The organism is Trabulsiella guamensis ATCC 49490 (assembly GCF_000734965.1).
Taxonomy (GTDB): domain Bacteria; phylum Pseudomonadota; class Gammaproteobacteria; order Enterobacterales; family Enterobacteriaceae; genus Trabulsiella; species Trabulsiella guamensis.
The window spans coordinates 16,042-39,173 of sequence record NZ_JMTB01000062.1 but is presented as its reverse complement, the minus strand read 5'-3'; the positions used below and the strand labels follow the sequence as shown (position 1 = coordinate 39,173).

Annotated in this window: 21 protein-coding genes; 7 read left to right on the top strand and 14 right to left on the bottom strand. The window is 51.3% G+C overall.

Annotation, left to right across the window (positions count from 1 at the left end; all coding sequences use genetic code 11):
- Positions 1-10: 10 nt before the first annotated feature.
- The 4 genes from GTGU_RS09005 to GTGU_RS08985 form a co-directional block, all read right to left on the bottom strand.
- Positions 11-286, bottom strand: coding sequence for a hypothetical protein (locus GTGU_RS09005; RefSeq protein ID WP_038155913.1), 276 nt, complete (start codon positions 284-286; stop codon positions 11-13).
- Between the two features lie 433 nt (positions 287-719).
- Positions 720-1,919, bottom strand: a complete 1,200-nt coding sequence (locus GTGU_RS24510; protein WP_072011944.1) for an RHS repeat-associated core domain-containing protein — start codon at positions 1,917-1,919, stop codon at positions 720-722.
- Between the two features lie 61 nt (positions 1,920-1,980).
- Positions 1,981-5,859 (bottom strand): RHS repeat domain-containing protein, encoded by a 3,879-nt coding sequence (locus GTGU_RS08990; RefSeq protein ID WP_038155909.1) that lies wholly within the window; start codon positions 5,857-5,859, stop codon positions 1,981-1,983.
- A 68-nt stretch (positions 5,860-5,927) separates the two neighbouring features.
- A complete protein-coding gene (locus tag GTGU_RS08985; RefSeq protein WP_038155907.1) occupies positions 5,928-7,010 on the bottom strand; it encodes a hypothetical protein in 1,083 nt (360 codons plus the stop codon).
- A 283-nt stretch (positions 7,011-7,293) separates the two neighbouring features.
- Between GTGU_RS08985 and GTGU_RS08980 the strand changes: the two genes are divergently transcribed.
- The 3 genes from GTGU_RS08980 (at position 7,294) to tsr (ending at position 9,879) form a co-directional block, all read left to right on the top strand.
- On the top strand, positions 7,294-7,677 hold the full coding sequence (locus GTGU_RS08980) for a putative holin (RefSeq protein ID WP_038155905.1): 384 nt from the start codon (positions 7,294-7,296) through the stop codon (positions 7,675-7,677).
- A 12-nt stretch (positions 7,678-7,689) separates the two neighbouring features.
- Positions 7,690-8,082 carry a M15 family metallopeptidase gene (locus GTGU_RS08975; protein WP_211252863.1) on the top strand — a complete coding sequence of 131 codons (393 nt, stop codon included), beginning with the start codon at positions 7,690-7,692 and terminating at the stop codon, positions 8,080-8,082.
- A gap of 141 nt (positions 8,083-8,223) precedes the next feature.
- Positions 8,224-9,879 (top strand): methyl-accepting chemotaxis protein, encoded by a 1,656-nt coding sequence (gene tsr / locus GTGU_RS08970; protein WP_038155903.1) that lies wholly within the window; start codon positions 8,224-8,226, stop codon positions 9,877-9,879.
- 36 nt (positions 9,880-9,915) lie between these two features.
- On the opposite strand, the gene GTGU_RS08965 is transcribed toward tsr, so the two are convergent.
- Positions 9,916-10,449, bottom strand: coding sequence for a GNAT family N-acetyltransferase (locus tag GTGU_RS08965; RefSeq protein ID WP_038155902.1), 534 nt, complete (start codon positions 10,447-10,449; stop codon positions 9,916-9,918).
- Between the two features lie 36 nt (positions 10,450-10,485).
- Here GTGU_RS08965 and GTGU_RS08960 point away from each other — a divergent pair, with 36 nt between their 5' ends.
- Positions 10,486-11,298: a GNAT family N-acetyltransferase gene (locus GTGU_RS08960; RefSeq protein ID WP_038155900.1), complete on the top strand. Its 813-nt coding sequence runs from the start codon at positions 10,486-10,488 to the stop codon at positions 11,296-11,298.
- Positions 11,299-11,326: 28 nt separating this feature from the next.
- On the opposite strand, the gene opgB is transcribed toward GTGU_RS08960, so the two are convergent.
- The 6 genes from opgB to GTGU_RS08930 all read right to left on the bottom strand — a co-directional run bounded on the left by opgB (position 11,327) and on the right by GTGU_RS08930 (position 17,011).
- Positions 11,327-13,615 (bottom strand): phosphatidylglycerol--membrane-oligosaccharide glycerophosphotransferase, encoded by a 2,289-nt coding sequence (gene opgB, locus GTGU_RS08955; RefSeq protein WP_038155898.1) that lies wholly within the window; start codon positions 13,613-13,615, stop codon positions 11,327-11,329.
- 219 nt (positions 13,616-13,834) lie between these two features.
- The gene (dnaC, locus tag GTGU_RS08950) at positions 13,835-14,572 is read right to left on the bottom strand and encodes a replicative helicase loader DnaC (protein ID WP_038155896.1); all 738 of its coding nucleotides are present in this window, start codon (positions 14,570-14,572) and stop codon (positions 13,835-13,837) included.
- Complete coding sequence (gene dnaT, locus GTGU_RS08945; protein WP_038155894.1) at positions 14,569-15,114, bottom strand: primosomal protein DnaT; 546 nt, start codon at positions 15,112-15,114, stop codon at positions 14,569-14,571. Before dnaT ends, dnaC begins: the two co-directional genes overlap by 4 nt.
- Before the next feature lie 131 nt (positions 15,115-15,245).
- Positions 15,246-15,674 carry an organic hydroperoxide resistance protein gene (locus tag GTGU_RS08940; RefSeq protein ID WP_038155893.1) on the bottom strand — a complete coding sequence of 143 codons (429 nt, stop codon included), beginning with the start codon at positions 15,672-15,674 and terminating at the stop codon, positions 15,246-15,248.
- Between the two features lie 96 nt (positions 15,675-15,770).
- Positions 15,771-16,244 (bottom strand): threonine/serine exporter, encoded by a 474-nt coding sequence (locus GTGU_RS08935; RefSeq protein ID WP_038155891.1) that lies wholly within the window; start codon positions 16,242-16,244, stop codon positions 15,771-15,773.
- Positions 16,235-17,011, bottom strand: coding sequence for a threonine/serine exporter family protein (locus GTGU_RS08930; RefSeq protein ID WP_038155889.1), 777 nt, complete (start codon positions 17,009-17,011; stop codon positions 16,235-16,237). Before GTGU_RS08930 ends, GTGU_RS08935 begins: the two co-directional genes overlap by 10 nt.
- Before the next feature lie 431 nt (positions 17,012-17,442).
- Between GTGU_RS08930 and GTGU_RS08925 the strand changes: the two genes are divergently transcribed.
- On the top strand, positions 17,443-18,177 hold the full coding sequence (locus GTGU_RS08925) for a helix-turn-helix transcriptional regulator (RefSeq protein WP_038155887.1): 735 nt from the start codon (positions 17,443-17,445) through the stop codon (positions 18,175-18,177).
- Positions 18,123-18,806 carry a DNA-binding transcriptional activator BglJ gene (gene bglJ / locus GTGU_RS08920; RefSeq protein WP_072011943.1) on the top strand — a complete coding sequence of 228 codons (684 nt, stop codon included), beginning with the start codon at positions 18,123-18,125 and terminating at the stop codon, positions 18,804-18,806. The genes GTGU_RS08925 and bglJ overlap by 55 nt, the downstream gene beginning before the upstream one ends.
- Before the next feature lie 12 nt (positions 18,807-18,818).
- On the opposite strand, the gene GTGU_RS08915 is transcribed toward bglJ, so the two are convergent.
- Positions 18,819-19,277 carry a YbaK/EbsC family protein gene (locus GTGU_RS08915; RefSeq protein WP_038155883.1) on the bottom strand — a complete coding sequence of 153 codons (459 nt, stop codon included), beginning with the start codon at positions 19,275-19,277 and terminating at the stop codon, positions 18,819-18,821.
- 324 nt (positions 19,278-19,601) lie between these two features.
- Between GTGU_RS08915 and GTGU_RS08910 the strand changes: the two genes are divergently transcribed.
- A complete protein-coding gene (locus GTGU_RS08910; RefSeq protein WP_038155881.1) occupies positions 19,602-20,945 on the top strand; it encodes a PTS sugar transporter subunit IIC in 1,344 nt (447 codons plus the stop codon).
- Between the two features lie 35 nt (positions 20,946-20,980).
- Here the strand turns inward: GTGU_RS08910 and fhuF are convergent, their stop codons facing one another.
- Together fhuF and GTGU_RS08900 are read right to left on the bottom strand one after the other, a co-directional pair.
- Positions 20,981-21,769, bottom strand: coding sequence for a siderophore-iron reductase FhuF (fhuF, locus tag GTGU_RS08905; RefSeq protein WP_038155880.1), 789 nt, complete (start codon positions 21,767-21,769; stop codon positions 20,981-20,983).
- 101 nt (positions 21,770-21,870) lie between these two features.
- On the bottom strand, positions 21,871-22,935 hold the full coding sequence (locus GTGU_RS08900) for a GGDEF domain-containing protein (protein WP_038155878.1): 1,065 nt from the start codon (positions 22,933-22,935) through the stop codon (positions 21,871-21,873).
- Positions 22,936-23,132: the final 197 nt, after the last annotated feature.

Here is a 23,132-nt window from a genome sequence, read left to right as displayed (position 1 = left end):
GTAATGCCTTTCATTCGCTCACAAACAAACAGTGCAGAAGAGGGTTCAGATAACTCTTCTGCCCGTCCTCGAACTCATAGACAAAGTTAATACTGTGGTCATAGGCCGGAATGGAGATGATCTGGTTATTGTCGAGTTTGAAGATAAACGCCAGTACGTCTCTGTCGAGATCGTGGCCTGAAATGTCCATAAAAAGACCAAAATAGCGATTGTTAATAAACGTTTTCTTGTTCATAGCGAGAGCAATTGCGCTTGTTTCATAATATTCTGAAATAGAAATCATCATTTTTTATATCCAGTAATTATTATTGAGACGGCAGGGAAATTGTAGCATAAGCTGTTGATTATGATCGATTTTTGAGTTTTTATTACTGCACTTCATGTAAGCTATTGAAAAAGATCAAATTATTAATAATAACGTAAGTATTACTGCTACTATATTTAACAGCAATACTTAACGATGTGTTTGTGAGTTGCTTCATGAAAAACGGATAAGAGAAGAATTTCAGAATTCGTAACCCTATGAACAGCATGAAAAACCTGGCGATCTTTTGGTTGATGAACTGATTACTTCCCGGGAGGGGAAGTTAAAGGTTGTCGTTACGGCATGTTGTTAAAGGATAAACAAGCAACGGGATTATAAAATCCCGTCAGTAAATTTCCGCCAATAAATAAAGAGTCTGTTCATTTCTGGTGTGGGGGTTATAATTTTTGTTTTATCAACCGCGCCAGGGGTTAACTACTTTCCTCCCTCGTTTTGGATCAAACGTCAAATCGCGACCGTTAAAAGCGCGTGGCAAATAATTTGTATGGTCATACCTGAAGGTTTCCCCCGGAAAATAGGCGCCTTGTTGCGCTGAGAAACGCATGTGGGGATTATAGTTTACGCTTTCAAAAATTTCAGCGAGATCATCAACATGGAGACCGTTACTGGCTCGATGTAACCACGCTTCATGGACCATAGCCATTGGAGCGGATCTGGGTTTGACAATTTCTGCCTGTGACGCATTTTCAAAATCCCGGAGCGTCTGCAGCATCTTCTGCTTGTTGTCAAAACGGACAGCCCGGCGCAGATGGGGGCGAAGGCTTTCATCTAAGACTCCGCTGTGTTCAGCCCCAGAAATAGCCCGGAAAAAACTACGGGTTGACGTCGAGTCGAGCATTGAGAAGAGGGTGTCATAGGCGGGCGCGGGCAAATTAGTGATACTGGCTGAAGGCCCGACGCGTATTGATTCCATGGCGTTACCAACACCTTCTGTTAATTCATAGCTTATCAGCTCAGGGTCTGCGGCTCTGCTGAATCTGCGACACACCCCCTGTATTTTCTTGCCTACTTTCGGGGCAAGGACTTCTGCTAAACCAAATGTCGCCGCGATGCCAAGCCCCATCGCTGCCCAGCCTAACGCTTTCGACACCTTCTCATTACCCGTTGCGCGCGTGATGCCAGACGCCACACCAGTGGCGATCGATAATCCTGTTTCAACGCCGGTTTCAAGTGCCGAATATGCCGCAACTGATGTGCTTAATGCATCGGCCTGAGCGGCGTGGATGCCAAGACGAATACTGACACTGAGCACTTTGCGTATCAGCCATGTAATGATGCCATGACCGCTGGGATCGGTGTTGTTAATCGGATCTCCTTCGCAATAAGCATAAGGGTTGAGACCGCCCACGCCGAAGGGGCTTTCGCTGTCAGGACAAGTGAAACGGCGCAGTACCGGGCTATAAGCGCGATAACCGTTGCCAAGATGGGTTACACCGGAAATGGGATCAGCGCGTTCGCCGTTAAAGCCGGGTAAAGAGACTGATTGACTGATCGTTGCCCCAAAGGGGCTCCAGGCAGAAGTGCTCTGTACGCCACTGTTCAGGGAAAGGTGTGGGCTACCGTGATGGTCAGTGCCATTAAGTATTAAAGACATTGGATATTCCTCAAAGAAAAAGAAAAGGCTCAGATAAATACCGGAGCCCTGGTTTATTCCATTAACTCAGTTTTTCATCACTTACCGCTGATGTACCCCAGGCACCAGGAATATAACGGGTATTATTGTTATTTTCCGGGCACACTTCATTCATCAGTCGATTACTGAGGTAATACAGTTGACGGGTTTCGTTGTTATTCAGCTTTTGCCACACCAGCTTATCGAACGCGTCATAACCGTAGGTGCTGCTGCCACCGTTACCGCTGATGCTCACAAGGCGTCCTGATTCGTCGTAGGAGAGCGTACGGCCTGCCTCGTCTTTAGTCATTCGACCGTTAGCGTCGTACTCAAGCGAAATATTCGTCGGGTAAATGCTGGTCAACGTATGCGTGATGGAGGTCAACTGACACGGATCGTTAGCATTGTTGTAGTGATAGGTGCAGGTATCTTTCTGTCCATTGCTCAGCAGGGTCACACAGGAGGTAATATTGCTGTAGACATCCAGGACAAAATCAAGCTGCGTATAGTGCTGTCCGTAACCATCTACAGGGAGTTCGCTACCGCTGCAGGTTTGCTTGATCAGTCGGTTACGCTCGTCATAGTAGTAGTTTTCGGTCCGCAGTGTTTTAGCGCCCAGTTGAACCGTTCTGCTTTGTAACAGGTTGTTGATGTAGTACGTCTGAGCGATAGTCATTTTATCGCCACTGTGCGGGGTGATCTCGCGTGATGTTTCTCGACCAAACTCATCCAGCGTCAGCGTGGTGGTCATTGAGTCTGCGTTGTGCAGTGACTTGACCGCCTGTTTGATCACACGGCCTGCGGTATCGCGTTCTAAATGCACACTCACCAGTGGGTCGGTGACCGACGTTATCCGGCCATACTGATCATACTCCATGGTGGTGGTATTCCCGGCGACATCAGTGTAACTCAGCGGTTTACCCTGTAACGTCCAGGTGTATTTTGCCTGACGGGATGTTCCCTGATTGCTCATCGATTCCTGCTGCAGTTCACCCGATGCCAACCAGGTATAGCTGCTGCTCTGGCTACCGTTTTCACTGGCGGTCAACAGACGACCAGTACTATTTTCATAGGTGAAGCTCTGTGTGATCTTGCTCCCCGACAGGGTTTTCATCGCATTACCAAGCTGTTTGATATAGCTATAGTTCTGCTGCTGATTTGCCGCGCTGGTTGTGGTATCCGGTACGGTGTTTACACCAGAGTAAGCCGCTTTTTCCGTACGACCACCGCAAGAGAACTGCGTTCTGCGACCGAGACCGTCAAAGGTTTGCGAGCCCATGACGCGACCATTCAAAGAGACAGTGGTCTGTAGCGCTTCCTGACTGAACGGGGCGTAGGTCCAGGTCTGCACAGCTCCACCTGGCAGCGTTTTACTGCTGACGCGGTCGAACGGGTCATACGTGTAGGTGGTGACCCGATTGAGCGGATCGATCTCTTTACGTAATCGCCCCAGACCGTCGTATTCCTTATGCGTTTCGGCATAGGCGTTACCGTCTTTATTCAGAAGGGTTTCTTTCACCGGCAGGTTACGGTCATCAACCTCCACCCGCGCTGACCCTAACTTCAAATGACCATCCGAAGAAAGCAACTGAGTGATTTTGTTACGTTTTACCGGATCCCATACAGCGGAGATACTTTGACCGGTGGAGAGTATATCCTTAATGTTCTGTCCCCAGTCATCGAACTGCCCCTGTGTCGTCACGCTGAAGCTGGCGGTTGTTTTGTCCGGATCGGCAAAATCGTTTTCGATGATCTCTTTCTGACGGCCCCATGCATCCCAGAAGGCTTGCCCCACATTACGCCAGTCGTCTGGTTTTCCTGCTGCCTGCAGATTACGCCACTGCTGGAACGGGCGGCCCATCCCGTCATGCATGATTTTCAGGCAATTGCCTTTGGAATCGGTTTGGGTAGTGGCGATGGTGGTGACTTTACTGTCCGCCAGTGCCAGTTCGTATTGCCACGTCTGCTTCGACTCATACTCTGTTCCCGGGTTTGCTACCTGGGTTAACGGACGACCGAGGCTATCGTAGGTCATTTTCACCACATTCCCCAGCTCATCAGTAGTGCTGAGCGGTAGTTCGGTAAAGCGTGAGTGGCTTTGTGATGTGGTAGTGGCATGATTGTCATGGGTGGTCAGTTTTTGTGTCTCGGTAATCGAGGCGCTGTCATGTGCCCATGTGTAATCAAGTTGCTGAGTGTAGCCCTTGCCGCTGTTGTCAAAAATTGTCGCTTTCTGCTGTAACGGGCGACCAAAGTTCGCCGAACCGGTATTCTCGTCATATGACACCTCACGAGTCAGCAGATTCTGAGATGATGAGCCGACATCAGACGCTTTATGTGTTTCCTGTGCCGGCAGCACCGCCGTCGAGACCGGCATGCCGCTGCGGGTTGCAACTGACTTATAGCGATACAGTGACGTACGCGCCGGGACGGAATAGCCGTGAATGGCCGGCGGGGTAACCACCTGGCGTTTCATCCAACGGACAAAACCGTTAGGATCAGCCGGGCAACCCGTGGATTTGTCGTCGCTGTCGCTTTCGCCCTGGGCGCTATAGAACTCGCTGGTGGTTACAGTGCTGTAAGCGGCGGCATTGCCATTATCGTCACAGAGATCGATCTGCTTCGTCAGGTTGCCGTGGGCATCATATTCATAGCTGGTGTTCTGCTTAAAGGTAGCACCATTAACGCTCCAGCTTTCGCTCTGGCGTTTCGGGAACTGGAACTGTTCTGGCAGGGAATCAAAGTTTTTGTATGGATAATCATCGAGATAATATTTCATCTCGACCAGATGACGCGTAGCCCCTTGCACCGTCTCTGTTGACTTCAGCAGATGGTAATTGTCATAGATGTAGGTCGTTTTGATGCTGTTACCGCCGTCGGTACCAGTCTGTGTAACATAGGTGCGATAGGTGTAATCCGGGTCGACACTACCGTACATGAAATCAGCATCTTTATTCCAACCGCTACCGTATCTGTACCCGTAACCGAGGTAGTTCGGAAACGCGTTCGTGGAATCACTATTGTTTTCTGTGGCAGAGTATTGCGTCACCATATCCGGCTGACCCTGGCCAGGAGAGACCTTAAGTTGTGTCACGGCAGGCAGCGACGGAAGCCCGGCAGCCTGCGGAAAACGCATCAGACCAGTTTTCTGACCATAGTTATATGTTGCGGTCTTACGCAACCCGGTCGGTGTAGTGATTTCCGTTAACGTCTGCAGACCATTGCCCATCCCGACGTCCTGATATTTCAGAGTCCACGGTGTCTTGCTGCCCAGTTCAGAATGGGTGATGGTGGTCAGATAGCCATTCAGCATCGCAAGTGTAATAGTGAAGCTTTCTTGCTGGCCGGGGTAGAACTCCAGCGTAGTATTGCCGGAGACATAGGTTAAGTTGCAATAAGTCACATTGTCATCGTCGACGATAGTGTTGAGTACCGGCCCCATATTCGAGTTGCCCCATTTCAGCGTCATGACACGCCCCAGTGGGGTAGCAATTTTTTCCGGATAGAAAATGCCATTACCGAAGATGTTTCTCAGGAAGGTCACGGTACCGTTGCGTTCGGTAACACGATAATTATTACTGTCGACGCGAACAAAATTTACCGTTTTTATCTTCTGTTGCAGAATGACGGGCACGGAACCACTGTCGTTCACTTTGTAGCTTTCACCGGAGCTAAGCATCAGATCGCCGGTTTTTTTTGAATACAGCGTCAGGTTAAAAGCCATGCCTTTACCTAGCGCCCAGTAGTTACTGTCGCTTGTCGGGTTGTAGCCAACGGTAATACCAAACTCCGGCCCCATGCCGTTGTTGGCTTTTACGCTGGAAAAGGTGCAGTCAAAACTGAATAAACGGGTTCGCGGATCAACGTCCGATGAACCGGAACTAATAAAATTTGGCGTTTGTGTGGTATAGGACTGGGTCATGATATTACCTTGAAAAATGGAAAGAGAGATTTGCAGCCTGAAATTTTTCAGGCTGCATAGGTGAGTGATTAACCACAAGGAGGAATTCTGCCGTCCAGCGTTGGCCAGACCATGTTGTAGCACCCCTCGCCCCACTTGATAGCAACGTCAACCGTTGATTCGTTGCCAAACTGATCGTGGGTAATAAAACGGGCTGTCGGACGCTGAACACAATGATTAGAATTTCTCTGATCGTAATCAATTGTTGTGCAGAAGAAGACGATCTCATGTGCTTTTTGTGTATAGCCTTCAATGCGGAAATTGCCGTAATAAGAGCCGTCATTTTGATCTGGCCATTTATAAACATAGGCATCAACCGAATACCATTTTTCACCCAGACCATGATCCAACGTTGGACAGAAACATTGAGTGGTGTTTTGCCATTTTGGACCATCACTTTGGTACATATCCAGCCCCAGACAAGTGATCCCTTTTTGTTTTTTTCGCCATGACTGAGGCGATAAACTAAAGTCCTGGATTAGGAAGTAAGTATCTTCAATAGTCATGCGATATACATCGACATACGGATCTTCGTGGTTCCAGCTGGAAAAATCGAAGATATTATAATAAGGTTGCGATGTGTTTTTGACGAGTTTGTGTTTGTTATTTTTTGCTGAAAGGCAATGTACTTTAACAAACCCTTTCTGGTAAAAATCGCCATTAGCAGACATATCATTGACCCACAATTTGCCGTCGCTGTCAGTATATGTCAGTTTGACAGAGATTTCTTCGCTGGCAATATTGGGATTTTTCGACGTGTTACTGGAGAAATAGTGCTCAAAAACATAATGAAAGTTATTTTCTTTTAAATTGGCTTGCAGTGATGAATGACTCGGTTCATAAATCTTACAATAAGTGCCAGCACTCCCTTCTACCAGATATTTGAAGTTGCCGCCATCTTTGTTATTGATTAACGTCAATGCGTTTTTTACTTCATCAACAGAAGGAAGTTCAGTGGTGCCAATCTTCAGAGCAAGTGTGAGACCGACAGTCACTTTAATTTGATGTCGACCGTTTACAAACAGCCACGCTTCTGAACCATCGGTGCTTGATGCACAGGCTTCAGTCCAGATCTGGAATTTAGAAATTCCACTTACATTTTTCCAGGTCATGATAATACCTCGATTAGATATATTAATGGTGATTGCATTCTACGAATCATTCGAGAACGAGATGGAGTATAGGTGAGGTGGATTCTGTCGATTTACCAGGATTTAGATAATGCTGCGCAAAAAAAAGAAACTTTAATTCACCTCCTTCAAATAACCTCGCAGTAAATGAATAGAAAAGAGTTAACTGTGTTTGCTTTTTAGTCACTCTACATTTCTTCTGAAAATTAGAATTTCCTTAAGCACGAAAGGTGGCTCGTTTTTATTTCATTATTTGAGGTGGTTTATGGTCAGTGAAGAGAGAGTACTGGCGGCTTTATCGCTGGTGGAGAAATATGTGGTGCAGACAGAAGTTACGACTTTTCATAGTCCGCACATAATTATGGCAGCGCTCGCCGGCAGTATTGTTTTTACCGTAACGGCAAAAGATTTTAATGCTAAAGCGCGTCTGGCGTTATTTACCGCGTCTTTTATTGTCGGCGTATTATCCGCTCATTTTGTGGCAGGCCTGGTCTGCGTCCTTCTTCAGGATTTCCTGAAAATTACTGTGGATGTCCCCGATACCATCGGTGCCTTAATTGGTTCCGTAGTATCCGTACGTCTTTTAAGCTTTTTCTGTGAAAAACCGGAAAAAACAACATCCATTTTTGATCTGTTGAAACGCAAATAAAATATTGAGGTTATTATGCAAAGCTTTAAATTTAGTGAACGTAGTGTAAAAAATCTGCAGGGTGTGCATCCGGATCTGGTCGCGATTTGCCAGAAAGCGCTGGACCTGACGCTGATTGATTTCGGTATTACCGAAGGTCTGCGTACCCTGGAAAAACAAAAAGAGATGGTAAGAACCGGTAAGTCCCAGACGATGAAGAGCCGTCATCTTACCGGACATGCGATTGATGTTTTCGCTTATCCAACGCCTGCGGGCTCATGGGACTTTGCCGATTATGAGCTTATTTCCAACGCCTTTAAGCAGGCGGCAAAAAGCCTTGGGCATAGCATTGAATGGGGTGGCGACTGGAAGACCCTGAAAGACGGCCCGCATTTTCAGCTTACCTGGAGTGAATACCCTGCCTGACCCCAGCGATCGCCTCTTTCGCTTGTCTGCTGAAAGAGGCGTCCTGTCTTTTCCTTCCCCGCATTTCCAGCACGAATTCCCGTAAAGTTTTTCCTTCTCAGGCCGAAAATACCGTCATCTGTCAAAAGGAAAGAGAAAAACATGTTAAACCGTATCAGGATTGTCACCAGTCTCGTGCTGGTGCTTATGTTATTTGGACTTTTGCAACTGACGTCGGGTGGGCTGTTCTTTAACGCGCTCAAGCACGACAAAGAGAACTTCACCGTATTGCAGACCATTCGCCAGCAGCAATCTACTCTGAATGCCAGTTGGGTGGCATTGTTGCAGACCCGTAACACACTGAACCGTGCGGGCATCCGTTACATGATGGATCAGAGCAATATCGGAAGTGGCGCGACGGTGGCTGATCTGATGCAGATCGCCTCGAAATCTCTGGTGGAAGCGGAAAAACGCTGGACTGAATATGAAGCGCTGCCGCGCGATCCCCGACAAAGCGAAGCCGCTGCACTGGAAATCAAACGTAATTATGATATCTACCACGGCGCGCTGGCCGAGCTGATCCAATTGTTAGGAGCAGGTAAAATCAACGAGTTTTTCGATCAGCCGACCCAGGGCTACCAGGACGGTTTTGAGAAACAGTACGTTAATTACCTGACGCAGAACGATCAGCTGTATGAAATTGCAGTTAACGACAGCAGTAACTCTTATTCGCAGGCCATCTGGGTGCTGATCAGCGTGATGATCGTCGTTATGGTGGTGATCATTGCGGTCTGGCTGGGTATTCATAAAACGCTGCTGGGGCCGCTGAACCGTCTGATCGGCAGCATTCGTCATATCGCCAGCGGCGATCTGGTGAAACCTATTGATGTGGAAGGCACCAACGAAATGGGGCAACTGGCGGATTCTCTGCGTCATATGCAGAGTGAGTTGGTGCGCACTGTCGGTGAAGTGCGGAACGGCGCGGATGCGATTTACAGTGGCGCCAGTGAAATTTCCATGGGCAACAACGATCTCTCTTCTCGTACAGAAGAGCAGGCTGCATCTCTGGAAGAAACCGCTGCGAGCATGGAACAGCTGACCGCGACTGTGAAGCAGAATGCTGAAAATGCCCGTCAGGCCAGTAATCTTGCGCTGAGTGCGTCCGAAACGGCGCAGAAAGGCGGTAAAGTGGTGGATAATGTGGTGCAAACCATGCGTGATATCGCCGGCAGTTCGCAGAAAATTGCCGATATCATCAGCGTTATCGACGGCATCGCCTTCCAGACTAACATCCTGGCGCTTAACGCGGCAGTTGAAGCGGCGCGTGCCGGTGAACAGGGGCGTGGTTTTGCGGTGGTTGCAGGCGAGGTCCGTAACCTTGCACAACGCAGTGCCCAGGCGGCGCGTGAGATCAAGAGCCTGATTGAAGATTCCGTCAGTCGTGTGGATGTGGGTTCTACACTAGTGGAAAGCGCCGGTGAAACCATGGATGAGATCGTCAATGCGGTAACCCGCGTCACCGATATCATGGGCGAAATCGCGTCGGCATCTGACGAGCAGAGTCGTGGTATTGACCAGGTCGGTCTGGCCGTGGCGGAGATGGATCGCGTGACGCAGCAGAACGCCTCGCTGGTGGAAGAATCTGCCGCTGCGGCTGCCGCGCTGGAAGAGCAGGCAAGCCGTCTGACTCAGGCCGTCGCGGTGTTCCGTATTCAGCAGCAGGCGAAACAGACTACCCTGGCGAAATCGCTTCCGGCACCCGCTCAACTGAAAAAAGTGGCTGTGACAGACAGCGGCGACAGCTGGGAATCCTTCTGATCAAATGACTGATGCCCGGCGGCAGTTTTGCCGGGTTTACAACGTACGGCGCATGGCGCACCGCAATGCTTGCGGTATTCCGTGTGCCGTTTCTTTTTCACGTTTCGCCGCCAGCCCTGGCGTTAATACCGCATCATCGATGATTTCAAACCCCAATTTTGCATAGAATGGCGCATTCCATGGCACTTCGCGAAAGGTCGTCAGCGTTAATGCCGGATAACCCGCGTCACGGGCGTGGTTACTCATGAAATGCAGGAAGCGACGGCCGATGCCTTTTCCCTGCCACGCCTGATGCAGTGAAAATTCAGCGATATACAACGCGTCATCCAGCGGCTCCGTCAGTAAAAAACCGACTGGCTGTTGCTGATGGATAGCAACCCAGCTTCGACCGTATTCTACAAACTGGCGATGCGCTGCCGCGTCCACAATGTCGTCCTGCGCCAGCCAGGCCAGTGACGGAATGGTTAAGAACGTCTGTGCCGCTGAACGCTCAATCACGGGAAGCGCGGGGACATCATCGTTTTGCGTCCGGCGAAACAGTGTCGCTTCCGGAAAGGTGTTAGTCTTCATCGCGTAGCCTGTTCATATCGAATTAAGGAGAATTCTATGCCATTGACTATCATTCCGGCGACCCGTTTTAGCTGCGAACAGCTTACCGCTATGCTTGGCGACTGCTTCGAAGGCTACAGTATTCCTTTTTCATTACCGGTTCCGGTGTTTGCGCAGCGCTTTGGCGCAGAAGGGCTCAGCCTTGTGGATTCCTGCGTCTGGATGGACGGCGATAATCACGTGGCGGTGGCGATCATCACCCGGCGCGGGCAGTCGACGCGGCTGGCAGCATTTGCCATTCGTCCGGCGTATCGCGGCAAAGGGCTTGGCAAAAAACTGCTGGCGCCACTGATGGAGGCGCTGGGTAACCAGGGCGTGCAGGAGATGTGGCTGGAAGTGATCAGCGATAATCAGCCCGGCGTGGCGCTGTACAAATCGCTCGGCTTCACTATCACGCAGGGGGTGTTTGGTTATCAGGGAATGCAGCCAGGGCTGGCGACTACCCGGTCGCTACAGGAGACCGCAGTGATGCCACTGGTGCGTACGTTAATGTCGGCATCGAAAGAAAGGTTGCCGTGGCTGATGGATCCAGCAACGCTTATCACTTTGCCGTGCCGCGCGTTTGTGCATCAACAAGCGTATGCGGTGGTGTCGTTTCTGGCGAACAAACCGCAGTTGCGAATGATTTATGTCGCTCCGGAATGGCGTCAGCGCGGGCAGGGGCGCGAGATGTTGCGGGCACTGAATCAGCAATTCCCGGCGCTGGCGACGGTGGTGTCGGTACCTGAGTCGTTTGCCACGCTGTTTGCTTCTGCGGGATATATGACGATGCCGATAAGTCAGTATGAAATGCGGGCGGCACTGATATAAAAAAGGGGGAGCGTTTGCTCCCCCGGGTTTACCCTTCGGTTTTCACCACTTTGATTTCCACCATACCGATACCCAGCTTGCGCGGCGAATGACCGAGGATATTGCCCTCGTTAGTGGATTGCGGATCCGGCGGCACAATCTGCAGCAGGTTGCTGCGTGACGGGTTTTCAAAATGCAGCGTGGTGGTGGTGAGCGTGTTACTGAGCGTGAGTAACTGCTCGCTATCACCGACACGCACCGGAATCGGTTTGTTGGCGTTCGGCCCGAAGGCTTTCGCGGTGATCACCAGGTCGAATTTTTCCGGCAACGGCGCGTTGTACTCAATTTTCACGTCGTCGCCGAGCTGCGCGTTAGACCAGCGGCCCCACAGTTCCGGGCGCGAAATGCCGCTGAACTGCTTCACCTCTTCAGGGGCGCCCGCCACGTTGAAGATAAAGCTGTCGGCTTTGTAGCGAATGTTGTCGTCGACGATTTTCAGCGTATCTACGTTACCTTTGTAGCGCGTCATGTCGATAACCGTATCTTTAAACGCGGTTTTGCCTTTCCACTGCGCTTTGTCGACATGCTGGACTTTCTGCTCGCCGCCCAGTTGCCCCTGCGAGACGCACCAGTCGGTAGAGAGCGCCATCTCCGACGCCCACAACTGGCCCATCTTGTAGCAACGGTCGATCCAGACGAAGTTATCGCGCGGGGCGAAATCCGCCAGCTGGTAGCGCAACGGGGCGGAATATTCGCTTTCCGGCAGCGGTTCTACGCGGGAATCGGAGATGCGCAACAATAGCGGCAGACGGAAATGGGTACCGGAGAACGCAATCATGCCTTTGTCTACATCCACAGTGAAATCTTTCATCTCTTTCGGGAAATTCCACAAGCGGATGATATCCGGCTTCCATGCCAGCACTTTCTCTTTCATGTTGAGGAACACTTCAGACAGTGACTGGCCGGACAAGCTGCTGCGCCCGAGACCAATAAAATTATCGCCGCCGAGGATATCCAGCACCGTCGCGCCGTTATCCATCGTACTGCGCTTGATACCTACCACTTCCTGCTGCGGCTGGTCGCCGCGAATGACGAAAAACAGGTTGCTGCGATCCTGTTTGCTGAGCTGGTCCCAGGCGGTATTTTTCATCGCCAGATGATCCGATGACACCACAATTACCGTGTTTTTGAAGTAAGGCGACGTTTTGATCTTGTCGATCAGCGCGGCAATATGCTCCTGGCTACAGCTGACGGCGCTGAACGACTGATTGGCTTTGCCGTTGATGTCGTAGCGCTTGCGCTGGCAGGTGCGCGAAATAAACCCATCCGGGTGATGGGTATCGACGGTCAGTGCGAACAGCGAAAAACGCTTGCCCGCACGGGAAAGTTCTTCGAATTTCTTCCAGGTTTCATCCAGTACGGTATCGTCGTAGAAACCCCAGTCGTTGCGATAGTTCGGGTCATCGACCACGGTTTTCAGCTCTTCCGCACCATACAGATGGTCAAAGCCGTGGGACTTAAGGAACACATCTTTTCCGGCGAAACGCAGGTTAGCGCCCTGCACGAAATAGTTCTCATAGCCGGAGTTTTTCAGGATGTCGCCCAGGCAGATATTCTGCGGGAAAAAGCTGGAGACGGAGGCGGAGGCATTACCCTCGAACGGCGCAAACAGCGGAATGCCGCACTGTGACGCGACCATGCCGGCGATGGTGTAGTCGGTGCCAGGCAATTGGGTGGTGTGGCTAAAATCAATGCTGTCGTCTTTTTGCTTGTTCAGCTCCGGCGCCAGATCCGGGAAGGCGGCGTTGTCGAAATAGGTGCGCTCAAGGCTTTCCCCGTAGATGTACACCAGGTTCAGTTTTGGATTGGGGATCGTTTTTGACGGCTCTTTGTAGTACGCGGCGAAGTCAGGATCGCCTTCGCGCGACTGCGATTTGACCAGTTCGCTGAGCTGATGAAATGCCGGGCTGGCGTCAACGGAAGCCAGTGCCAGCAGCAGCGCCACCAGGCTGTAACCGAAGTGGTGAGGAAGATGCCGACGGCGTAAAATCCAGCCCAGCGCGCCGAAAATCAGTACCAGCGCGACAATCAGCCCGGCACCCGGCAGAATATATTTGCTGATGCCGGCGCCCGTCAGACTGTTGGTCAGGGTGTAGAGCACGGCGTCATTGATGCCGTCACCAGTAAAATAATCGCTGGCGTAAAGCGTGATGTTGAGCACGACGAACAGGCCGAGCACGGTCAGGGTGGCGGCAAACCACCAGCGATTACGACCCGCTTTCCAGGCATAAATGACCACGGAGGCAAGAAAAAGAGCGATGGATAGCAACTCTGACACAACGCATCCTCGATAGCGCCAGCCGCACGCTGGCCAGTCAGCACAATTTTCCGAGTCACACTTTAATTGCACCGTCACCTTAGTGCAATTTTACTGTCATCTAATTGTGCTGTGGTTCAGAATTGGTTTAGAAAAGGACTTTTTTGATCGGGCTCACACCCGGAATGGCGGGGAAAGTAAGGCGCGTCTGAGCACTGTCAGTCTCAGACGCGGTGTTATTTAATACTCTTTACCCGTGACGCGCGGGCGGAAGCTCGGCCAGTCGAAAGTGACGAACAGACTGTTGCCGAGGCGCATGCGGTCCATCACGCGTTCGCCTAACAGGCGGGTCATTTCCTGTGAATTATGGTTGCTCAGCATGCCGGTAGGGCGTTTCGAGGAGGAGCGACGATCAACGATCTGATTGATGATCACCTGCTCATAGCGGGATTCGTTCTGCATGCCGATCTCGTCGATCACCAGCAGATCCACGTTGCTGAGATCGCCCAGCAGCTGTTCTTCACTGACATCGCGATTGCCAAAGGTGCCTTTCATGGCGGACATGATATCGGCGACGGTGATGATCAGCACCGATTTGCCCCGCAACAGCAGCTCATTGCAGATGGCTGCCGCGAGATGGTTTTTACCGGTACCGGGTTTGCCGGAAAAGATAAAGCTGGAGATGCTGTCGTTAAATTCTTCAACGTACTGGCGCGCCAGATTAAGCGCATCCAGCTGCCCCTGGCACTCCACCGTGTAGTTATCAAAAGAGCAGTTCTGATGCAGCGGGCGAATACCGGAACGGTTGAAGGTACGCTGCATTTTCATCGCCCGGTTTTCACGAGCGATGGCCGCCGAACGAATTTCCCCCTGCGCTTTTTGCCAGGCGAGCAGTTCTTCCCCGGTTTTAAACGCGGGTTCGATATGCGCTGGCATCACCTTTTGCAGGCGTTTCATTAAATCGCCAAGGTTTTTCATTTTGCTCCCCTGAAACCAAACGGAACGGATTTATCCGGCTCTGACATCATGCTGTTATCGCGAGGCGGTTGTCCACCATTGCTGGCGCGGCCTGTCTGGATGCTACGGGCCAGCTTTTGCTGCCATTGCACGTGATGAAAAACTTTTCCTTCCGCCTGCCAGTAAGTGATAAATGACGCCAGCTCTTCCGGTGTCGCCGGAGCGTTCAGCGCAATGCCCCACAGTGCGGCGAGACGCGGAAAATCGTCATCGGGGCGCCAGTCGGGATACATCGCGAATTTCCCCATCGGCACGGCAACCGGCTCGGGCGGGGATTCGGCAAACAGCTGCGCATCCAGTGTGACATCGCTACCGGGGCGCGACAGCTTTTCTTCCAGCGCAAGCAACTGCGCCAGACGCTCGGGCGTCAGCGCATAAAACGCCGGTACGTTGTTGGCGAAAACCGCTACGGCGCCGCCTTCAGCCTGTGCCAGTATCGTGGCGTGATTGTCCACTAAGGCGTCAATACCGATGACCTCGGAAGTCAAAATACGAGAAGTCATATCACCATCTCAACACAGAAAGATAACGGAGAAGACGCGGAGAGTCCGCAACTGAATACGGGCACATAGTAGCACAGAGAAGAGGGGATCCGGCACACCCTCTCCGTGCGAGAGGGTGTGGGGGAGTATCATCAGGCGATGATATTCAGTGTCACATCAATATTGTTGCGGGTGGCGTTGGAGTACGGGCAAACGATATGCGCGGCATCCACCAGTTTTTTCGCCTCGGCTTCGTCCATGCCAGGCAGATGAATGTTCAGTTTGGCTTCAATACCGAAACCGGTCGGCAGAGGGCCGATACCCACTTCGCCTTCAATAAACGCGTCTTTTGGCATGGTAATTTTGTCGCGTCCGGCAACGAATTTCATCGCCCCGAGGAAGCAGGCGGAATAACCTGCGGCGAATAGCTGTTCCGGGTTGGTGACTTCGCCGCCAGCGCCGCCCATCTCTTTCGGCACGCCCAGCTTCACGTCTAACACGCCGTCAGAGGAGACAGCACGGCCATCACGTCCTCCGGTGGCTTTGGCTTTGGCGGTGTAGACCACTTTTTCTAATGACATAACAGGTTCCTCATTGCATGTTGAACAAAAAAACGATCCCATTTTTATGGATTGTTAACATTTAATGATAGTCCCTGTGTGAGATGCTGCCGCCCGTCAGACACGCGGGCGCTTACGATAAAGCCAGAGTCCAGGGACGGAAAGCCCGATGGACAGGGCACCGACGATGGATGAGGCTTTCAGAAAATTACTGATTAAAAGTTCCATCAGCTCAGGCGAATAGCCAAAGTGACTGATTTTTACCGCCGACACCATCGCGGTATACGCCGAAATACCGGGGAACATCGGGATGACGGCGGCGACGGTGAAAATTTTCGGATGTGCGAGATACCAGCGGGACCACTGAATACCGATGCTGCCGACAAGCATCGACGAAACAAACGTAGACCATTCGATGTTAAACCCGGCGGTCATCATGATCATGCGCGAGCTGTGACCAATCGCTCCCAGCAGCGCACACCAGGGCAGGGCGCGTTGTGGCACATTGAACACCAGGGCAAAACCCACGGCGGGGATCGCCGACAGGGCGATGTCCTGCACCAGTGCGAGCAGAAAATCAATTATGCCCATCCCGGAAGCCCCCATAACGTCATCGACATCACCACGCCAATACAGGTGGCAAGCGTCAGCAGGCTGGCAATCGCCCAGCGCGCCAGGCCCGTGTTGATGTGCCCTTTAAACATATCGGCCACGGCGTTAATTAACGGAAAACCGGGCACGAGCAGCAGCACGCTCGCCGCCATGGCGATTGTTGGCGTCTGTGCAAATACCGGTAGCCGCAACAGCAGTCCCGAGACGGTCGTGGCGACAAAGGCAGTAATACAGAAACTGATTTGCGGATGGATAGCGTGCTTTGTCAGCAACTTACGCACGTACATCGCAACAGTGCTGGCGCAGAACGTGATGACCGCACCGTCCCAGCCGCCGTTGTTCAGCTTGCAGAAACAGGCGCAGGAAAGGCCTACCATCAACACTACCAGCCAGCCGGGATAGCGCAACGGGCGAATATTCGCAAAGCGCTTTTCAACGTCTTTATAGTCCAACAGGTTATGTTCGGCCATGATGACGATATGCTGCACCTCGGTAACGACGTGCATGTTAATGCCGCGATCGGTATTTTTGCGGGTGGAGGTGAGACAATGACCATCTTTGATCGTCGCGAGGACGATGGCATTTGCAGAAATCGCGCTTTCGACGCTGTCCATGCCCAGCGCCAGCCCAAGACGGGTGGATAGTTCCTCAACCAGTGCGCTTTCCGCACCGTGCTGCAGTAAGAAAAGGCCGCACTGGATACACAAGCGCGTGACCTGTCGTTGTTCATCTTGCTCAACTTCCATGAATCACTCTGCCGTCAGGCGCGCAGGGGAATCGCGCGCAATGGAATACTTTTACCCGAAGCGCCGTGGATGGGCTTTTGGTTGAGATCAAACAATATGCAAAAAGCGTAGTTTTTGCTAAACCGGAACGCCTCTCATCCGCAATACATCTCAGCGATGGCGCTTTGAATAATATATATCGGCTGAGAATTAACTGACAAATGATGATATTTAATTTTACTAATTATTCTTTTTATATTTTCTAATCCGTACACGATTAATTTTTTATCCTCTATGTGAGATAGTGCCTGGGCGATTCTCTCAGAGATTACGCTGTTGTTTTATTTATTCACTAAATAAATGATTCATTGCCTGTGATATGCAATGCGTTGTTCTTCCTTTCTGGTTATATGTCCTTAATGCTTCAAAAATTTGCGGGAGGCGGAGGTTTTATGCGAGCGGGATGCTGCAATTATGGAATCATTATCAGTAAATCACCCGTTGTTCAGGTTGGGCTGCACGGCATTATTCGCGACAGTCTGCCTGACTATGAAATGACGTACTGTGGCTCACACGAAGAGCTGACGCTGCTGCAACTTCGGCGCGCCATGTTGGTAGTGGTTGAGCTGACTGGCGACAGCCATCAGGCGCGTAGTCTTTGCGCACAATATTATTCGTTGATATCCCAGTACCGGGATATCCACTGGGTTTTCCTGGTATCGCGTACCTGTTATCCCTTTGCGGTGGAATATCTGCTGCGCCCGGAAAGCACGCTACTGTCCGATGCGGAGCCGGTGGAGCAACTGGCGCGGGTTTTTCGCAGTGGGCTGGCCTCCGCGGAAAGGATCAGCCAGACGCTGCTTAACCCCACAGAAACAGCGGGTTACGATGACGATGAACAGGAAGTCCTCACTATTTCAGAGCGTAAAGTGTTGCGTCTGCTGGCAAAAGGGTGGTGCATCAACCAAATCGCCTCTCTGTTAAAGAAAAGCAACAAAACCATTAGTGCGCAGAAAAATAGCGCCATGCGCCGCCTGGCTTTGCGAAGCAATGCAGAAATGTACGCATGGATTAACAGCTCGCGAGGAATGAAGGAGCTGAATTTATTCGCTGTTTATGGAGAACAGGAAGAATGGAATACGATGAACACAAGCGACATGTCGCTATCGTCGAACGCTGTACTTTGACCGAAGCGGGTCTTTGCCATTTATTCCATGAGTCATCGGATGGTCGTTACGTTATCCATCTTTTTCGTGATGTTCAGGCCCTCAACGCTGCCCTGGTGCGGATGCCATTCTGGGCCGTCATTTACTCGCTCTCCGGCGAGCGGGAATTGCGTCAGGAATGCCTGTTATGTCTGAACGCAGTCTCACAGTCGCACCCGGAGATGAAACGCATTGTGCTGACCAACAATGACAGCGAAGCACTGTTGATCCGTCATCTCTCCCCTTCAGGGCTGCACGGCATTTTGAGCAAATCAGAATCGGTCGCCTGGCTGAGCGAGCACCTGCTTGCATTGCTCAACGGCACGCGCCTGGAAAGCGATGATGACATTAATCAATGGGTAATGAGTCACAATGGCTGTCTTAGCCCGACGGAACTCGCCATTCTGCGCTATATGACCTATGGCTATTCGATGCCGGAAATCGCTACGCAACTGGCACGTAATATCAAGACGATACGCGCGCACAAGTTTAACGCGATGGCGAAGCTGGGGGTAAATTCGGATATGGGGCTGTTGAGCGCGGCCGATATTCTCATGCATTTACCCGCCAGCAACATGGACGCTGCACATGGTCTGGCGGCTAAACTTTAACGGTCTGTCGACTTAAAGGCAGACGTCAATCCAGGTGGCGTGCGTCAGTTCTGCCATGCGTTCTGGTGAAATACGCACCGCGCTGTGGATCCCCCCGGCAGCAGGCAGTACTTCCTGATACTGTCTGAGCGACACATCGCAATAGACCGCAAGTGGCGTTTCCAGGCCGAAAGGGCAAACGCCGCCCACCGGGTGCCCGGTGCTGGTGACGACTTCGTCGCTGCTCAGCATACGGGCTTTTGCGCCAAAGGTATTTTTCAGTTTTTTGTTATCCAGCCGGGCATCCCCTTTCGCCACGACCAGAATGACCTGGTCTTTCACTTTTAATGAAAGCGTTTTAGCAATTTGACCGGGCGCGACATTATGGGCTGCCGCTGCGAGAGCTACAGTGGCGGTACTTTGGTTGAGCTCTATAATTTCGATTTCGGGGGCGTGTTCAGCGAAAAATTGCCTTACGGACTGCAAACTCACGTTTTTATCTCCACAAAAAAGGTAACGCAAATCTGGCACAAGCGAATAGTCGCTGTAAATATCTGTCTTATTAATTCGATAACATGCCGATTACTCGATCCTCTTCACAATCACTGCAACCGGTTACAGTAACCGGTTGCAGTCAGCGTCGCGGCGATTAATACTCATTTCGTAACTTCCTCTGTATCACATAATTAGAGCCGTGTATGAAACGTAACCTACTGAGCATTACCGCCGGGTTATCCGGCGTGCCAGGCAGTTCACCGCATGGCAATAAACTCTTAATCGCTGTGCTACTGCCTATGGCCTGTCAGGAGAGCTGCTATGTCTGCTAACCATGCTGCGTTTAATCTGATATTCCGGTTTGTTGAAAATTACGTCAGTCCTGTCGCTGGTCGTATTTCGTCTCAGCGTCATGTTATGGCGATCCGCGACGGCTTTATTTCCGCAATGCCGTTTATGATTGTCGGTTCTTTCCTGTTGGTATTTGCCTATCCGCCGTTTTCCCCGGACACCACATGGGGTTTCGCCCGCGCGTGGCTGGATTTGGCGAAAGAATATGAAGGACGTATCCTCACGCCGTTCGATATGACGATGGGGATCATGTCTATTTATATTTGCGCTGCCATCGCTTACAACCTCGGCAAGCATTACGAAAAGACACATCAACTCGACCCTTTCATGTGCGCTATGCTGTCGATTATGGCGTTTCTGTTGGTAGCCGCGCCGAAAACCAATGGCACGCTGCCGGTAGACAGTCTCGGTGGAACGGGGATTTTCACCGCTATACTGGTGGCGCTCTATTGCGTGGAAATGATGCGCTTCCTGCGTGTGCGCAATATCGGCATTCGCCTGCCGGACCAGGTGCCACCGATGATCAAAAACTCCTTTGATTTGCTGATCCCGGTGCTGGTCGTCGTGGTGACGTTATATCCATTGAGCCTGCTGATTCAAAGCCAGTTTGGCATGCTGATCCCGCAAGCCATTATGGCTATCTTTAAACCGTTGGTCGCGGCGGCTGATTCGCTGCCGGCGATTCTGCTGGCGGTATTGATTGGTCACCTGCTATGGTTTGCAGGTATTCATGGCGCGGCAATTGTCTCCGGTATGCTGCAAATGTTCTGGCTCACCAACCTGGGCATGAACCAGACTGCGCTGGCGCAGGGCGCGCCGCTGCCGCACATCTTTATGGAAGCCTTCTGGACCTTCTTTATTGTGGTCGGTGGTTCCGGCGCGACGATGGGTCTGGTGATATGTTATCTGCGCAGCCGTTCAGTGCATTTGCGATCCATCGGTCGTCTGAGCGTGGTGCCCAGTATTTTCAATATCAACGAACCGGTCATTTTCGGTACGCCAATCGTCATGAACCCGGTGTTCTTTATTCCGTTCCTGCTGGCACCAACTATCAACGCCGTCATCGCCTGGGCCGCGATGAAGCTGGATTTGATTGGTCGGGTGATTTCGGTGGTGCCCTGGACGGCACCGGCGCCGATTGGCGGAGCGTGGGCATTAGGCTGGGATTTCCGCGCAGCGATTCTGGTGGTGATTCTGGCCTGCGTATCCGCAGTTATCTATTACCCGTTCTTTAAAGTTTATGAGAAACAGCTGCTGGCGCAGGAAGACGCCGAAGCACAGCGTGCGGCAGAAGAGAACGAACAGGCGGCATAAACGAGATGCCCGGCGGCGATTGCTGTCGGGTATTTTTATTTCAGCGTGCAGTCACCGCATTGCTGGACATCCGGCAGGCGGTAACGCTGACAACAGGTGCGACGAACCAGCAAACCGTCGCGTGGCACTACGGTGCGCCAGAGCGGGTTATCCTGCCCGTCGGAGAGCTGTTTTGCAAAAAAGCAGCGATGGCGCAGCGTATCAAGCAGTTCATCACCCAAAAGGGTTTTCATTTCCCCCAGATACCAGTGGATCAGGTAGCCGGTATTGCTCCAGATAAGCTTCGCGTTGATTTCACCGGTGGCTGCCAGGGCATCAACCACAGGCATCAGTGCGCGGGTAATCAGAATTTCCATGCGATCGGCAGGCGATAACAGGCTGGTGAAACGATCAGGGCGCACATCGATCCAGAAACAGGCGGCGCGACCGGTCTCATGAAATTCGACATGGAAATGTTCGGGGGAGAGCGCGATGGTCTGCGCTTCGGTTAACAGCGCCAGCATCAGAGGCGGCACCAGCAGGCCGATGTACCACTGCGCCCATAACGAAATCAGAGGCTTGTTTTCGTGGGGGAGGGTCGGCTGGTTACGGTAAATATGGTCAGAATAGGTCGCCAGCAGAGAGCTCAGTTCGCCGGGGCGAGTCCACTGCGCCAGAGTTTTTGCCTGATGTGGCGGTGTTTCATCAAGACGAATAAAGTCCAGCAAATGCGGGCGGAGTTCGTTGATTTTTTCCCGTACCGAAGTCGCCAGCGCGCTTTCCGGTGAAGGAAGCGGCGTTCGCCAGATGATGTCGGCTGCCAGGGTCGCGGAACGAAATGCCATAGGATTACTGGATACAAATCTAAATGATAATGATTGCCAATCCTAGCTATAGATAATAACAATCGCAAGGCTTTTATCGCCATAGCGTGACGCGGCAGCAGTCACGCAGGCTGGAGTTGCTCGCTGGTGAGGATAATGTTGCGCCCCATGTGTTTGGCTTCGTACAGCGCCCGGTCGGCCTTTTCCAGCGCGAGGTTGACGTTGCTGGCAACCAGTGGGGCAATGCCGATGCTGATCGTCACGTTGGTCGCTACGCTCTCGTTGAACATATGCGGGATTTTCAGATCATAGACCTGCTGTCGTATCCGTTCTGCAGTACGCATGGCGCTCTGCGCGTCGCTGTGTGGCAGCAATACCATGAACTCTTCCCCACCGTAACGGGCGACGATATCCCGCGAGCGAACGGCATTGCGGATCGCCGCAGAAACGCGGATCAGGGCTTTATCGCCCATCATATGACCATAGTGGTCGTTGTAAGCTTTGAAATGATCAATGTCGAGCAGCATCACGTAGTGATCTTCCGTGTTCTGCGCGAGTTGTTCGTCCAGACGGTGTTGCAGCCCACGGCGATTGTAAAGCCCGGTCAGCGGGTCGAGCATACTGAGATCATTTAGCGTCTCGCGTTCTGCAATAAGCTGGTACATCAGTTGCTGGGCAAACTTATCGTTGCGCTTCTGAATCACGTGCTGGATGGAAACGCCTACCAGTGGCAGGGCAAAACAGTAAAGCATACGAAACCACTGTTCACCGTGGCTGACAACCAGACAAGTCACTACCACAGGCACTGAATTTAGCGTAAATGCTCTGATATTATTAGAAAAGGAAATAGTTCCGATAAAAAGAATCGTTAATAACGCGATGATCACATAGCTCGTATTATTTGCATGAAGCTCCAGGGTTTTTACCCCGACATACCATGCCCACAAACAACCTGATGCTAACGATATGAATAAAATGTTTATTTTCTTTTGCGGAAATCTCCAGTGCCATAACAAGAGCAGACCACTACCCATGGCAATTGTGACCACCGGTAAAGTGCTGCTGTAAACGGTGTAGAGGGGGCTCAGCAAAGAAACGAACGCTGAAAATAAATTAAGAAATAAAAACAACTGCAGGGAGAGCTGATATTTTTTGGTGCGCAGTGATTGCCAGGCGTTTGCTGTCATAGAATATATCGTTATTAATCTGAATATTAAAAAATCTACGGCGCCAAAGATGAAGTAAGCCACCATGCAAATAAGCGGCATGGCAAAACATTAGAGAATCGAATGTATTTATTTAAGGTGCACAATTTATCACCTTCAGAAAGAACTGTCATTACTGCTTACGTAAAGTTAAGCAGCATTGCATCTTCAACTCATAA

Coding starts and splice junctions, on each gene's coding strand:
- GTGU_RS08960 (WP_038155900.1), top strand. CDS start 10,486: ATGCCATTGACTATCATTCCGGCGACCCGTTTTAGCTGCGAACAGCTT.
- GTGU_RS08930 (WP_038155889.1), bottom strand. CDS start 17,011: ATGGAAGTTGAGCAAGATGAACAACGACAGGTCACGCGCTTGTGTATC.
- tsr (WP_038155903.1), top strand. CDS start 8,224: ATGTTAAACCGTATCAGGATTGTCACCAGTCTCGTGCTGGTGCTTATG.
- GTGU_RS08940 (WP_038155893.1), bottom strand. CDS start 15,674: ATGTCATTAGAAAAAGTGGTCTACACCGCCAAAGCCAAAGCCACCGGA.
- GTGU_RS08935 (WP_038155891.1), bottom strand. CDS start 16,244: ATGGGCATAATTGATTTTCTGCTCGCACTGGTGCAGGACATCGCCCTG.
- GTGU_RS08965 (WP_038155902.1), bottom strand. CDS start 10,449: ATGAAGACTAACACCTTTCCGGAAGCGACACTGTTTCGCCGGACGCAA.
- GTGU_RS09005 (WP_038155913.1), bottom strand. CDS start 286: ATGATGATTTCTATTTCAGAATATTATGAAACAAGCGCAATTGCTCTC.
- GTGU_RS08985 (WP_038155907.1), bottom strand. CDS start 7,010: ATGACCTGGAAAAATGTAAGTGGAATTTCTAAATTCCAGATCTGGACT.
- GTGU_RS08900 (WP_038155878.1), bottom strand. CDS start 22,935: ATGACAGCAAACGCCTGGCAATCACTGCGCACCAAAAAATATCAGCTC.
- GTGU_RS08925 (WP_038155887.1), top strand. CDS start 17,443: ATGCGAGCGGGATGCTGCAATTATGGAATCATTATCAGTAAATCACCC.
- fhuF (WP_038155880.1), bottom strand. CDS start 21,769: ATGGCATTTCGTTCCGCGACCCTGGCAGCCGACATCATCTGGCGAACG.
- dnaT (WP_038155894.1), bottom strand. CDS start 15,114: ATGACTTCTCGTATTTTGACTTCCGAGGTCATCGGTATTGACGCCTTA.
- GTGU_RS08990 (WP_038155909.1), bottom strand. CDS start 5,859: ATGACCCAGTCCTATACCACACAAACGCCAAATTTTATTAGTTCCGGT.
- GTGU_RS24510 (WP_072011944.1), bottom strand. CDS start 1,919: ATGTCTTTAATACTTAATGGCACTGACCATCACGGTAGCCCACACCTT.
- GTGU_RS08910 (WP_038155881.1), top strand. CDS start 19,602: ATGTCTGCTAACCATGCTGCGTTTAATCTGATATTCCGGTTTGTTGAA.
- bglJ (WP_072011943.1), top strand. CDS start 18,123: ATGGAATACGATGAACACAAGCGACATGTCGCTATCGTCGAACGCTGT.
- dnaC (WP_038155896.1), bottom strand. CDS start 14,572: ATGAAAAACCTTGGCGATTTAATGAAACGCCTGCAAAAGGTGATGCCA.
- GTGU_RS08980 (WP_038155905.1), top strand. CDS start 7,294: ATGGTCAGTGAAGAGAGAGTACTGGCGGCTTTATCGCTGGTGGAGAAA.